At 46.4% G+C, this 14,384-nt stretch carries 8 protein-coding genes, 2 tRNA genes and 1 rRNA gene; all 11 read right to left on the bottom strand.

Features of this window, described 5'->3' with window-relative positions; translation table 11 throughout:
* Positions 1-31 precede the first annotated feature (31 nt).
* A 16S ribosomal RNA gene (locus CCUR_RS00055) occupies positions 32-1,543 on the bottom strand.
* Between the two features lie 643 nt (positions 1,544-2,186).
* Positions 2,187-4,001 carry a translational GTPase TypA gene (gene typA / locus CCUR_RS00050; protein WP_012802434.1) on the bottom strand — a complete coding sequence of 605 codons (1,815 nt, stop codon included), beginning with the start codon at positions 3,999-4,001 and terminating at the stop codon, positions 2,187-2,189.
* Positions 4,001-4,567 carry a J domain-containing protein gene (locus tag CCUR_RS00045; RefSeq protein ID WP_012802433.1) on the bottom strand — a complete coding sequence of 189 codons (567 nt, stop codon included), beginning with the start codon at positions 4,565-4,567 and terminating at the stop codon, positions 4,001-4,003. The genes typA and CCUR_RS00045 overlap by 1 nt, the downstream gene beginning before the upstream one ends.
* Before the next feature lie 70 nt (positions 4,568-4,637).
* Positions 4,638-4,713 (bottom strand) — tRNA-Ala (locus CCUR_RS00040).
* Between the two features lie 75 nt (positions 4,714-4,788).
* Positions 4,789-4,865, bottom strand: a tRNA-Ile gene (locus CCUR_RS00035).
* Between the two features lie 110 nt (positions 4,866-4,975).
* The gene (gene gyrA / locus CCUR_RS00030) at positions 4,976-7,588 is read right to left on the bottom strand and encodes a DNA gyrase subunit A (protein ID WP_012802432.1); all 2,613 of its coding nucleotides are present in this window, start codon (positions 7,586-7,588) and stop codon (positions 4,976-4,978) included.
* A gap of 43 nt (positions 7,589-7,631) precedes the next feature.
* Complete coding sequence (gene gyrB / locus CCUR_RS00025) at positions 7,632-9,569, bottom strand: DNA topoisomerase (ATP-hydrolyzing) subunit B (RefSeq protein WP_012802431.1); 1,938 nt, start codon at positions 9,567-9,569, stop codon at positions 7,632-7,634.
* Positions 9,570-9,730: 161 nt separating this feature from the next.
* A complete protein-coding gene (locus CCUR_RS00020; RefSeq protein WP_012802430.1) occupies positions 9,731-10,282 on the bottom strand; it encodes a DciA family protein in 552 nt (183 codons plus the stop codon).
* Positions 10,272-11,408 (bottom strand): DNA replication/repair protein RecF, encoded by a 1,137-nt coding sequence (gene recF, locus CCUR_RS00015; RefSeq protein ID WP_012802429.1) that lies wholly within the window; start codon positions 11,406-11,408, stop codon positions 10,272-10,274. Before recF ends, CCUR_RS00020 begins: the two co-directional genes overlap by 11 nt.
* Positions 11,409-11,415: 7 nt before the next feature.
* Positions 11,416-12,513 carry a DNA polymerase III subunit beta gene (gene dnaN, locus CCUR_RS00010; RefSeq protein ID WP_012802428.1) on the bottom strand — a complete coding sequence of 366 codons (1,098 nt, stop codon included), beginning with the start codon at positions 12,511-12,513 and terminating at the stop codon, positions 11,416-11,418.
* Positions 12,514-12,734: 221 nt separating this feature from the next.
* Positions 12,735-14,255, bottom strand: a complete 1,521-nt coding sequence (gene dnaA, locus CCUR_RS00005; RefSeq protein ID WP_012802427.1) for a chromosomal replication initiator protein DnaA — start codon at positions 14,253-14,255, stop codon at positions 12,735-12,737.
* Between the last annotated feature and the right edge of the window lie 129 nt (positions 14,256-14,384).

Raw genomic sequence — 14,384 nt, 5'->3', positions numbered from 1 at the left:
CACATTTGGCACCTCTAGGTTTACTCCCTAGAAAGGAGGTGATCCAGCCGCACCTTCCGGTACGGCTACCTTGTTACGACTTCACCCCCCTTATCCCCCGCGCCTTCGGCGCCTCCGTCCCAAAAGGGTTCGGCCGGCGACTTCGGGTGCAGACGACTCGGGTGGTGTGACGGGCGGTGTGTACAAGGCCCGGGAACGTATTCACCGCGGCATGCTGATCCGCGATTACTAGCAACTCCGGCTTCACGGAGGCGGGTTGCAGCCTCCGATCCGAACTGGGACCGGCTTTGGGGGATCCGCTTGGGCTCGCGCCTTTGCATCCCGTTGTGCCGGCCATTGTAGCACGTGTGCAGCCCAGGGCATAAGGGGCATGATGACTTGACGTCGTCCCCGCCTTCCTCCGGCTTGCCGCCGGCGGTCCCGCATGAGTCCCCAACTAAATGCTGGCAACATGCGGCAGGGGTTGCGCTCGTTGCGGGACTTAACCCAACATCTCACGACACGAGCTGACGACAGCCATGCACCACCTGTGTAGGCTCCTTTCGGCTGCGACATCTCTGTCACTTCACCTACATGTCAAGCCCTGGTAAGGTTCTTCGCGTTGCTTCGAATTAAGCCACATGCTCCGCTGCTTGTGCGGGCCCCCGTCAATTCCTTTGAGTTTTAGCCTTGCGGCCGTACTCCCCAGGCGGGGCACTTAATGCGTTAGCTGCGGCACGGAAGGCAAATGCCCCCCACACCTAGTGCCCATCGTTTACGGCTGGGACTACCAGGGTATCTAATCCTGTTCGCTCCCCCAGCTTTCGCGCCTGAGCGTCAGTGTCGGCCCAGAAGTCTGCCTTCGCCATCGGTGTTCTTCCCGATATCTGCGCATTTCACCGCTACACCGGGAATTCCGACTTCCTCTACCGCACTCGAGCACACCGGTTCGGGATCCGCCCGGAGGTTGAGCCCCCGGTTTCGAGATCCCGCCTGGTGCGCCGCCTGCGCGCGCTTTACGCCCAATGAATCCGGATAACGCTCGCCCCCTACGTATTACCGCGGCTGCTGGCACGTAGTTAGCCGGGGCTTCTTCTGCAGGTACCGTCCTTAATGTCTTCCCTGCTGAAAGCGGTTCACGGCCCGAAGGCCTCCATCCCGCACGCGGCGTCGCTGCGTCAGGGTTTCCCCCATTGCGCAAGATTCCCCACTGCTGCCTCCCGTAGGAGTCTGGGCCGTATCTCAGTCCCAATGTGGCCGGTCGGTCTCTCAACCCGGCTACCCGTCGTTGGCACGGTGGGCTACTACCCCGCCGTCTACCTGATGGGACGCGACCCCATCCCCCGCCGCAAAAGCTTTCCTGGGTATGACATGCGCCATACCCGGCATATCCGGTATTAGCCCGGGTTTCCCCGGGTTGTCCCGATGCGGGGGGAAGGTTGGTCACGCGTTACTCACCCGTTCGCCACTGTATATCCGCCCAAGGGCGGTTTAATCGTTCGACTTGCATGTGTTAGGCGCGCCGCCAGCGTTCATCCTGAGCCAGGATCAAACTCTCCATTCAAAAAGACGCTTGCATACGAGCAATTGCTTACTTTTATGCTCAAGCGTCATCTGTTTGAAGATCATGATGATCTTGGTGTTCATCTATCGTACAGTTATAAGCTTATTTCTCCTATGAGTGATAAGCCCATACCTGCGTGACAGGGTTGTCCGTCTAGCTTGAATTCTTCTCTTCATCACAGTATCCGGTTTTCAAGGTTCTCCACCACCAAAAAGGTGGGGTGCCGATTGAAACGGCAAATAGATATGATACTGCCGAAACAACGCTGCTGCAAGAATTATTTTACCCTCCACAGATTGAACAACCTAAATATAGTAAAGGCTTTCAGCGAGCAGTATCCATTTGCTCTCCTCTGACCCAAACTCATATTTAATTCTCTTAGGTTTGCGAGCGTAATAATTTATTGGTGCCGTTGATACATTTATAGATGTACAAATAATCCTCCCCGAACATGAATGCTCTTCCTTATTGGCAGAAGAGCATTCTGCGGATAGGGTTAGCTATCTCTAAATCCTTATACACACTTTATCAGCAGGCTTACTATGCAGTGCCCTTCCGATATAAAGAAACACAGAGGTAGTCAAACGACCCGTAATGATTAAACAAAACGGTTACTTACAAATGCATATCGTACAAGCAATTGCTACCTATTCTTATTCGCTTTCTTGCGAGCAACCGTATCAAGAATACGTTTACGCAGGCGGATGTTCTTGGGAGTTACTTCAACTAATTCATCCTCTTGAATGTATTCAAGCGCTTCTTCCAACGTGAAGGTGGTTGGCGGGGTCAGCTGAATGGCTTTATCGGCACCGCTTGAACGCTGGTTGCCCAGGTTCTTGCTCTTCGCGATATTCACCACCATATCGCCCTCTTTGGCAGACTCCCCGACGATCATACCTTCGTAGCAATCTTCACCGGGCCCAATGAACAGCGTTCCCCGCTGTTGCAGGGTATCAAGCGCGTATGCCACACTTTTTTCCGTGGTCATACTGATCATCGAACCATTCTTGCGACCAGCATATTCACCGCGATACGGGCCATATTCACTGAAGCGGTGGAACATATTTGCCTCGCCACGTGAAGCATTCAGCAATTTGGTACGCAACCCCATTGTCCCACGGCTGGGAATCTTAAACACAAGATGTGTTTGATCGCCCTTCGAAGCCATGTCGGTCATTTCGCCGCCTGCATTACCAAACACTTCAATGCACTTGCCAGCATATTCGCTTGGCACTTCAACAGTTGCTTCTTCAATAGGCTCAAGTGTCTTGCCGTTGGCGTCCTTTTTCATAATGACGCGGGGGCGACCAACCTGCAGTTCAAACCCTTCACGACGCATCGTTTCAATAAGAACCGATATTTGTAAGATGCCACGGCCGGCCACTTCAATGCCCGTTTTATCTTCAAGCTCGGTAATGCGCATGGTTACGTTACCTTCAGCTTCTTTCATTAGGCGTTCGTTCAGCTGACGGGCACCCACAATGTCGCCGTCGCTGCCAACAAGAGGGCTATCCGATGCCTGGAATACAACAGCCATGGTCGGCTCGTCAATCTTAATCGGGTCAAGCTCGATCGGTTGATCGATGCTGGTAACCATGTCACCAATATCAGCATCTTCTACACCAACCACTGCAACGATGTCACCCGCATGGACTTCGTCTTCTTCTTTCTTTCCCAAATTATCAAACGTGAACACCTGTTTAATGCCCGTGTTATAGCGCGTACCGCTACGCTTGATAACCAAGACCTGGTCGTTCTTATGGAGAGTTCCGCTGAAGAGTCGACCAACCCCAATACGGCCAACAAAGCTTGAGTGATCAACCGTACAAATTTGCAGCGCGACAGGACCCGCGGGTTCGCAATCCGGTGCAGGGATTTCTTTCAGAATGGTATCGAGCAAGGGTACCATATCCATGTTGCCATCGTTCGGCTCGAAGCGAGCATACCCATTGACAGCACTTGCATAAATCACCGGGAAATCGAGCTGTTCGTCGTTCGCATCCAGTTCAACCATCAGATCAAATACTTCATCAAGTACTTCATCGGGCCGTGCGCCAGGACGGTCGATTTTATTAATGACTACAAGAATCCGCAGCCCCAAATCAAGAGCATGTCGCAGTACAAAACGCGTTTGTGGCATAGGACCTTCAAAGGCATCAACAATTAACAGTGCGCCGTCAGCCATGTTGAGAACGCGTTCAACTTCACCGCCGAAATCGGCGTGACCCGGAGTGTCAATAATATTGATCTTTGTGTCCTTGTAGTGGATGGAAATATTCTTCGAAAGAATCGTAATGCCACGCTCGCGCTCTTGATCGTTACTATCAAGCACGCGTTCTTCCACCTGCTGGTTTTCACGAAATACATTTCCTGCGTAGAGCAGTCGATCAACCAGCGTAGTTTTGCCATGGTCAACATGGGCAATAATAGCGACGTTACGAATATGCTCCTGCTTCATTAACCTATTTCCTCCAATTCGGATAGGATCTGCTGCTTTTCTTTTGCTAATGCATTGAGTCTTTCCGTGAGACTATTGATATTACTCGTTGTTGACACTACGTCGATAAGTCCCCACACAACGGCAACGCCTGCAACACCCGCCAACCAGACAAATCGCCTGAAAAAGAATGCCACCAGCGCGCCAATGCCCATCATCGCTGCGGCATTACGTCGGCGATCAAAAAAACTGTCGCGCTGTTCAACAAGCTGAACGCGAGCCGCAGCAATACCCGCAAGGCGGGCACGTAATTCTTCTTCCTGCCGCGATATGCCAGATGAACGAGATGTGCCCGCTTTACCTGATGAACTCGACACACCTGAGGCACAGCCCTTACCACTGATAAGAAGGTCGTATGCTGCCTGTAAATTCTTAAACTGTTCGGTTGCTCGTTCTTGAAGCTTTTTATTACCCGCAAATCGATCGGGGTGAAGGATCTGAGCCGTTTCTCGATAGGCGATTTTTATTGCTTCGGAAGATGCATCTCTGTCAAGGCCGAGAATGCGCAGCGCTTCTTGTCTGTCCATTCTTGCTCCTTGTTACGTGAAGATTGAAGAAAACGAGCCGGTGCGTTTCCGGACCGGCTCGTTACCCTTGTGGTGGAGCATAGGGGGATCGAACCCCTGACCTCAGGCTTGCAAAGCCCGCGCTCTCCCAGCTGAGCTAATGCCCCGTATGGCGTTCACGTTTTATATGAATAAACGCTCCACCGGCTAACTCGGCTCACGGTGGAGCGTTTATCGACATATGGTGGGCCCGAATGGATTTGAACCAGCGACCTCACGCTTATCAGGCGTGCGCTCTAACCAACTGAGCTACGGGCCCGTGAAAACGCTTGACTAGAATACCCGCCTATCTTTTTTTCAGCAAGTATTTTTTTCTAGTGTGAAGAAAATTCACTCGTCCTCACTGTCAACATCAGATGTTTATTTACCTTACAGATCTCCCTCGTCGCCATCAACATCAATGTCAAGATCGTCGGTTTTTCCGCCTACTCGCTTATGCTTGCGCCCTTTCCCATCGTCAGCAATGCCCACAGCACGCACCTTGTCTTTATCGACAACATTCATGATGCGAACACCCTGTGTTGACCGCCCAAGCTTTGAAACGCCCTTCACTGGGGTGCGTACCACAACGCCTTCATTCGTAATAATAATGAGCTCTTCATCGTCGGTGACAATCTTCGCTGCCGCGAGCTCACCTTTCTTTCGCGTCATGGTAATCGTGTAGACTCCCTGTCCACCACGATGATGCAGCGGGTATTCGTAGACCGAAGTCCGCTTGCCGTAACCCTTTTCAGTAATCACGAACAAGTCGGCTTGCGGCTTGGCAATTGACATCTCAAGTACGTGTTCATCAGCAGGAACCTTCATACCGCGGACACCTTTGGTATCGCGACCCATGGCGCGCGCTTCAGATTCATCCCACACAATGGCTTTACCAGCGCTTGAAACCATAAAGACTTTTTCGCCATCGCTGACACGCTTCACTGAAATAAGCTCGTCGCCGTCGTTGAGATTAATAGCAATCAATCCATCGCGACGCGTGCGATCATACAAGCTCATGCTGGTCTTTTTGACCATGCCGGCTGAGGTTGCAAACATGAGATATTCCTCTTTCGGGAAATCCTTAGTCGCAATAACAGCAGCAATCGATTCACCTTTTTCAAGAGAAAGTAAGTTAACGATTGCGGTACCGCGTGCATGACGTCCTGCTTCAGGCAATTCATACACCTTCAGGCGATATACCTTACCCTTTGATGAAAAGAACAGCATGTATGCATGGGTTGAAGCAACAAAAAGATGCTCAACAAAGTCATCTTCTTTGAGGTTGACACCCTGCATACCCTTACCACCGCGCTTTTGCTGACGATAGGTAGTCAGCGGCAGGCGCTTCACATAGCCGGTTTTGGTAACCGTTACTACCATATCTTCATCGGCAATAAGATCTTCCACATCAATATCTTTTGCCGAAGCACGTTGAATCTGCGTGCGACGTTTGGAGGAGAACTTCTTTTTAATCTCTCCCATTTCTTCTTTGATAATCTGCTTCACGAGATTTTCGTCTTCGAGCACACGCTTGTAGTATGCAATGCGTTCTTCGAGATCTCTCAACTCTTCAACGAGCTTGTCATATTCGAGACCAGTTAAACGACGCAAGCGCATTTCAAGAATGGCATTTGCCTGGATTTCATCAAGATTGAAATTCTCGATCAAACGGTCGCGTGCTTCTTTATCAGTCTTCGAGGATCGAATGATGTGAATAACCTCGTCGATATTATCGAGCGCAATAAGCAAACCGCGCACAATATGAGCGCGTTCTTCAGCTTTTTGCAGGTCGTAACGTGTACGACGAGTAATAACATCAATCTGGTGGGCGATGTAATAGCTCAGAATTTGCTTGAGCGATAAGGTATGGGGAACATCATCCACCAGTGCCAGCATATTTGCGCCAAACGTGGTCTGCATCTGCGTATGCTTATACAACTTATTCAGTACCACTTGTGGAATGGCGTTTTGCTTGAGCTCAATAATAATATCGATACCATGGCGGTCAGCACCATCGTGTACGTTTGATATTTCAGGGAGCTTCTTATCGCGAATCAGTTCGCCGATCTTTTCAAGCAGTTTCGTTCGGTTCACCATATAAGGGATTTCTTTTACGGTGATAATTGAACGTCCGCGCTTCGTTTGAGATATTTCGCACTTCGCACGCAGTGTCATTGACCCGCGGCCGGTTTCATAGGCTTCCCGAATTCCTTCACGACCCATAATGGTTGCGCCAGTAGGGAAATCCGGTCCCGGCATAACCTTCAGTAATTCATCAAGTGATACGTCGGGGTTATCAATAACAAGACAGGTTGCATCGATAACTTCCGCCAGATTATGCGGCGGAATGTTAGTGGCCATGCCAACCGCAATACCTTGGCTGCCGTTAACAAGCAAATTAGGAAAACGAGCAGGAAGAACATTTGGCTCTTTGAGGCTCTCGTCATAGTTTGGCTGCCAGTCAACCGTTTCTTTATCGAGGTCACGTAGCAATTCCATTGCTGGACGCGCAAGACGAGCTTCGGTGTAACGCATAGCAGCTGCCGAATCGCCGTCGATCGATCCAAAGTTGCCATGCCCATCAACCAGTGGCACACTCATTGAAAATGGCTGCGCCATACGTACCATCGTGTCGTATACCGCTGTATCGCCATGAGGGTGATACTTACCAATAACATCACCGACAGTACGTGCTGACTTTGCATGAGGGCGATTTGGTAAAATGCCGCTTTCATTCATCGCATACAAAATACGGCGATGAACTGGCTTTAAACCATCGCGTACATCAGGAAGAGCACGCGCAACAATAACACTCATCGAATACTCAATGAATGACTGTCGCATTTGTTGTCCTAAATCAGCAGGAAGTACCTGAGAAGCACTCTCATACGTGCTCTCTCCAGTAGTTTCCTCTTCGTCCGCTTTATCTTCCAGCTGATCAGATGAATCAATAGAGTTGTTATCGACCATATCGTCAGTATCTTTTGGTTTATCTGCCACCGATAATCTCCTTAATCGAGGTTATACCCGAAATAATTTGCTTTTAAATATCAAGGAAGCGCACGTCTTTTGCGTGCTTTTGGATGTATTCCTTACGCGGTTCAACCTGATCACCCATCAGTTCACTGACCGCCCGTTCAGCTGCCGCAGCATCCTCGATACCAACTTGCATAAGAATGCGTGTTTCAGGTTCCATGGTCGTTTCCCACAGCTGATCAGGATCCATTTCTCCTAGACCCTTATACCGTTGCACCGATGGCTTTTTGTCTGTGGGATAATCTTTCATTGCTTCGGCAAGAGCATTATCGTTGTACACATACCGAATCTTTTTCTTACCTTCTTTAATGCCATAGAGCGGCGGCATGGCAATGTAGATATATCCACGATTGATAAGTTCTGGCATATACCGATAGAAAAAGGTCAACAACAAAATTTGAATATGAGCACCGTCAACATCAGCATCAGTCATGATAATGATGCGATGGTACCGTGCCTTTTCAGCATCAAAATCGTCACCAATATTGGTACCAACGGCCGTAATAAGAGATGAAATCGTGTCACTTGAAAGGGCACGATGTAAACCAGCACGTTCAACGTTGAGAATTTTTCCGCGCAGCGGAAGGATCGCTTGATATTTACGGTCGCGGGCCTGCTTAGCAGATCCACCAGCCGAATCGCCCTCCACAATAAACATTTCGCAGTCCGCAGCATTTTTACTACTACAATCAGCAAGTTTTCCTGGAAGGGCAAATGAATCAAGAACGTTTTTACGCCTTGTCATCTCACGGGCTTTACGCGCTGCTTCGCGCGCCTTCAATGCCTGTGATGCCTTGTTAATAATACGTTTTGCGGGAGTAGGATTTTCTTCAAGATACTCACCAAGACCTTGATTAACAGCAGATGAAACTAACTGGCGCATTTCGCTATTACCAAGCTTGGTTTTTGTTTGCCCTTCAAACTGCGGATCGTGAAGTTTAACTGATATAACTGCTGAAAGGCCCTCACGACAGTCGTCACCCGTCAAATTGGAATCCTTTTCTTTAAGAATTCCTTTTTCACGCGCATAATCATTAATAGTCCGCGTAACCGCTTGTTTAAACCCATCAAGGTGAGTACCACCTTCGATGGTGTTAATGTTGTTAGCAAACGAAAAGACTGAATTTGTTGAGAACGAACTGGTCCACTGCATGGCCACTTCAACTTCGCCCGCAGGACCTTCCGCTTCAAAATAAATCGGCTTGGTGTTGAGAACTTCCTTACCAGTCGTTAAAAATTTGACGAAATCCTTGATACCATCCTGGAATTGGAAGGTTTCATGTTTAGCAACCCCTTCCCCATCAAGTTCTCTCTCGTCATACAACGTGATTTTAAGACCCTTGTTAAGGAAGGCCATTTCACGGAAGCGTTCGGCAAGTGTGTTGTAATTAAATACCGTCGTCTCCGTAAAAATTTCTGGATCGGGCCAAAAGCGCACCGTTGTACCGGTATGTTTCGAATCACCAACAACATGAAGCTTTTCAACGGTCTTCCCTCGTGAAAAGGTAATTTCATATCGTTTTCCATCACGGCAGACTTGTACTTTCATTTGGGTTGAAAGGGCATTAACAACGGAAACACCCACACCATGAAGACCACCGGATACCTTGTATCCCTCGCCACCAAATTTTCCACCAGCATGCAAAATAGTTAAAACAACTTCTACGGTCGGAATATGTTCTTTCGGATGTTTATCAACAGGGATACCACGTCCATTGTCTTGTACTTTGATACTACCATCGTCGCAGATCCATACTTGAATATCGGTACAATATCCTGCCAGCGCTTCGTCGACGGAATTGTCAACTACCTCATACACGAGATGATGAAGACCACGCTCACTGGTGGATCCAATATACATACCCGGGCGCTTGCGGACTGGTTCAAGCCCCTCAAGAACCTGGATATCTTTTCCGTCGTAATGTGATGGTTTGTTATCAGCCACGTTGCACTCCTTCTGCAAATAGCCTCATATCAAAGCACTTTTCTAATAACTGTCTAATTCTATCATAGGAAAATATAAATTAGAAACCTCAATAAAATAGACCATATAAGGATATTGAGAGCGGTTCTAAGGCGTTTAAAAGCTTTAGTTAGACTTTTTTATCACGATTGAGACTTCTTACATTCCAAATCGCGAATCATCGCTTGTATAAAATGACGCTTTAGTCGCTCGTCGGGGATAGCTGAAACCTGATCAGTTATACGATTCTTTTCTTCATCTGAAAGGTGAAAACTTTTTTGTTGCCCTGAAAGATACGGATTCTCTTGCTCTTGTTGACTTGAAAGTGTGTGTGTAGACGTTTTTTCCTGATGTTCCTGATAGGGATATTCTTTCTTTCTCATACCACGAGAAATATGTATCTGAAAATCGTCGAGTACCTCACCATACTGTTCTCGACACGCTAATTTAATAAGCTCTCGCCGATTATTAAGTTCAGCAGCATAAATGCTTTCATCAACATACACATGCATTTCACGACGGTTGTCGTTCGTAAAAATATACACCGCATTAGTATGATTAAGAATTGGTTGTTCTACCAGTTGAGACCAGATGTCACGAACTTCGCGAATACGGAGAGCACGTCTTATTTTATCGCCATCAAAACCGGGAATATGAGTAAGCTGTGCGGTAACCTGCCGCCCATTAAGCTTCATTGTTATCCCCTCCAAGATATTGAATAAGGGCTTTTTCCTTTATCTCATCAGTAAAATATTCAAGATTTGTTGTCGTAATAAATATCTGGATATCCTCTTCAATCATCGACATAAATTGATCACGTCGCTGATGATCAAGTTCACTCATCACATCATCAAGCAATAAGATAGGTCGCTGATTTAATGTTTCCTCGATAACCGCTGCCTCCGCCAACTTATACGCCAGCACTAATGAGCGCTGCTGTCCCTGACTGGCAAAATGAGCTGCATCATGCCCGTTGATAAGAAATACAACCTTGTCGGCATGAGGACCAACAACTGATTTTCGTCTGAGGCGTTCTTGTAATCGTGCTTGCTGAAGAGTTGACGTAAATATCGCAAGACACTCTTCACGCTCAAAAGTCCACTGAGTTTGATTTTCTTCATTCCAACAGGGAATATATTGAATATCAGCCGTTTCATTTGCTTGAGCAATACGTTCGTAATACAACTGAAAGTAAGGAAGCAGACGTTTAATCATCACTGACCTATGAGAAAGAATTTGTACCCCTACTAAGGTAAGAACCTCATCAATACTATCGATAACGGTATCAGATGCTTCATCTCGAAGGGCTTGATTTTTTTGGCGCACTAATTTCGTGTAATCGCTTTGAACCATTGCAAAGTTTTTTGATATTTGAGCACCAAGATCGTCAAGAGCGCCACGCCGTGCAGAAGAAGGACCTTTCGCTAATCCAAGATCGTCAGGAACAAACGTGACAGCAGGAAATAAACCACGTAGATCACGCGCGCGACGAGCTTTTCCATTTAAGCGATATGATCGTTTTCCTTCTTCAATACGAAGTTGAAGATCTAATTGGCGATGATCACTTTCTATTGTTGCTATCACGCTCGCAGCTGTCTGCCCCCACCGGATTGCCCGACCAATCTGCGAAGCGCGAAATGATTTAAGGGCAGAAATAAGCTGAATTGCCTCCACCACACTTGTTTTCCCAGTTGCATTAGGACCCGCAAGAATAGTTATTCCCTGTAACCCTTTAAGAGAAAATTCCTGGTGGTTGCGGAAATTTCTTAATACAAGGTTAGTAAGACGGAGATTTTTATCAGGTTCTTCTAAAGAAGGCATTGGTACTTTAAGACAACCGAACCGGCATAATAAGGTAAAGGAAGTTTTCTTGTTCAGTGGCGCGGAGAATCCCTGGTTTCATCGAACCTTGTAATTCAAGTTGAACCGATTCAGTTTCAATGGATGAAAGACCATCGATAACATACCCAAAATTAAAGGCAATTTCTTCATCTTCCCCTTGTATTTTTGCGCCCAGGGTTTCATGCGCTTCGCCCACATCCTGACTGGCTGTAGAAATTTGGACCGTCTGCGAAGCTTTATTCACATCAAACCGAACGGGAGCGGTCTTGTTACTTAAAAGCGAGGTACGTTTTACCGCTTCAATAAGCATTTTTGTGTTAAAAATGGCACAGGTTTCATACGTTTCAGGGATTAATTGGCTATAGCGCGGATAGTTACCTTCAATCCGCCGATTGATAAACGTCGTCCCATCGTAGGTAACAACAATTTGGTTTTCAGCCAATGCTAAGGTAAGCGACTCCCCTGTATCTGAAAGGCCAGCAAGATCAGACATAAAACTGCCTGATATCACAGCGGTGAAATCTTCAGAGGGAGTAGTGAAATCGATATCAGTAACCGCAAGACGGTATGAATCGGTTGCCACCATTCTTAACATACCATCATGAACTTCAAGCAGCACCCCTGTTAAGATAGCACGCGATTCATCACGTGATACCACCCGTGCAACACGCTTAACCATATGGGAAAACGTTGAAAATGGAAAAGATATTGCGAGGGTCTGCTCGACTTCTGGGAAACCAGGAAAATCTTGAGGGTCGAACGTTTTGAGTGAAAAGGAAGAGCTTTCGCACATAATTGAAGCAGTTTCGGTCGTTGTTTCAACATGAACAGCTGCTTCTGGCAAACTTTTTACCACGTCGGTAAGTAATTTAGAAGGAATAACCGCTTCTCCTTCTTCTTCAATAAACGCAGGGATAGAACGCTTAATAGAGAGATCAAGATTTGTCGCTTCCAGGGTTAGCATGTCCCCTTCAGTAATACAGTGAATACCTGAAAGAATTGGAAGAGTTGATCGAACTGCTGCACCTTTAGCAACAATCTCTAAGGTGGATTGGAAGTCTTCCTTGTTGATGTTGAATTTCATGAGTACCCCTTTTATATATAGTTAAATAATAATAGTAATAACGAGTGTGGATTGGTGGAAAACTTCTAAACAGCCAGTTCATGTTCAGTTTCACTTGCTGTAATAACAGTTGATAACTCGCTTACATTTTCCACTAATAATAAGGGGTTTATTATCTTTCCCTTAATAGAGTTACTTTCCCACAGAATGTCATATACATTTACACACCGTTTTCAACATCGCTATTGTTCTATGATCATTTGCCTAATTATCTCCAGCTCTTCGTTCACCTGGCGGCTTTCTTTTACCTTTTCTTCAACGGAACGGAATGAATACATAATGGTTGAATGGTCACGATTAAATTCAGTCCCAATGCTATTAAAAGGAATATCAATCATCGTACGGCAGAGATATATTGCAATCTGTCGGGCGTAGGTGATATTAGCCGATCGTTTACGCCCCACCAGTTCGGTATGACTGACGTTGTAATACTGTTCAACAGCTGTTTGTATATCACTAATTGAAAGCCGTTTCATCGCTCCCCCACTAAAGTGATCAGTCAGCAGGCGAGCAGCTTCATCGATAGTAATCTCGCTTTTTCCGTTATTACGTAGTTCAAAAACTACTTTAGTAACAGCGCTTTTTAATTCTCGGATATTTGAACTGGAATTTTGCGCAATGTATTCCTGTACGTCAGCTGGAATAGAAAAATCGTCGTTTGCACCTCGTCGGCATTCTTCGAGATAGTTTTTAATAATACCGAGTTTTGTTTCAAGTTCAGGTGGTTGTATATCGCATGTTCCACCCATATTAAAACGGCTCATGTAGCGTTCATCGATGTCAATGTTTTTTGGTGCACGATCAGCTGAAAAAACAACCTGTTTTCCCCGGTCGATCATGCTATTAAGAATTTGAAACACCATGTTGAGTGTTTCTTTCTTATTTTGAAGACCTTGGACGTCATCAATAAGGAGTACATCGGCTGTCTCATATTTTTGTTTGAATTGGGAAAATGACTTATTGCTACGACTAATGGCAGCATCGGTGTAGTCGTTAACTAATGCCATCGTATCAACGTAGACCGTTTTAGCGGTAGGGTATGCATGGTGAACGTAATTTTGAATAGAACGCAGTAGATGAGTTTTCCCAAGCCCACTTTTCCCATAAATAAAAAGAGGGTTAAACTGGGGTTGACCAGGTGTTTCTGCGACTGCAACAGCCATAGAATAAGCCATTTTATTTGACGTTCCAATAACAAAGCTTTCAAAGGAATAACCCGATATCACCGAATTAAGAAAGTCTTGGTTGTGAGAAATTGTTTCTTCAGCAGTGGGTGTAAACGGTGAAGCACTGTGGTTATTACTAACCGGTGAAAAGGGTGATTGGGAACCTCTTTCATTTAATGATTTTACAGACGGTTCACTCTGTTGTGACGTGTGTTGAGGTGTGGTGTGAGTAACATCGTTTTGTTGGTCCTGCTGAACGCCCTCCGCAGCAGACGAGGGTGTATCAACCTCGATCGCGATAGTAAAAGGAACTTGATAAATTTCTTCAAGCGCCTGTTTAATAACGTCAGTGTAATGAGACTCAATCCATTTTTTGATGAATTCAGTATCAGATGTCAGCATGAGAAAACCCTCGCTGAACGCCTGAGGAACAAGTCGAGAAAAGAACGCATCTATCTGGGATGCATCAATATTTTCATATGTTTTAATGCGTTCAACAACTGTATTCCACAGCGCGTCATATTTATCTGCTGACATAAACCCTCATTCACCATGTTCCGTGCACTGGTGTAGTGTATCAAGAAGTTGGGCTTAACGTGGATGCCTTTACCTATAAGCTTTTCATAGTCTTCAGCAGTAGGTAAAAAGAAATAACGTATACACTAA

Origin of the sequence: Cryptobacterium curtum DSM 15641 (assembly GCF_000023845.1) — a bacterium.
GTDB lineage: Bacteria > Actinomycetota > Coriobacteriia > Coriobacteriales > Eggerthellaceae > Cryptobacterium > Cryptobacterium curtum.
This window is presented reverse-complemented; position numbering and strand designations above follow the sequence as displayed.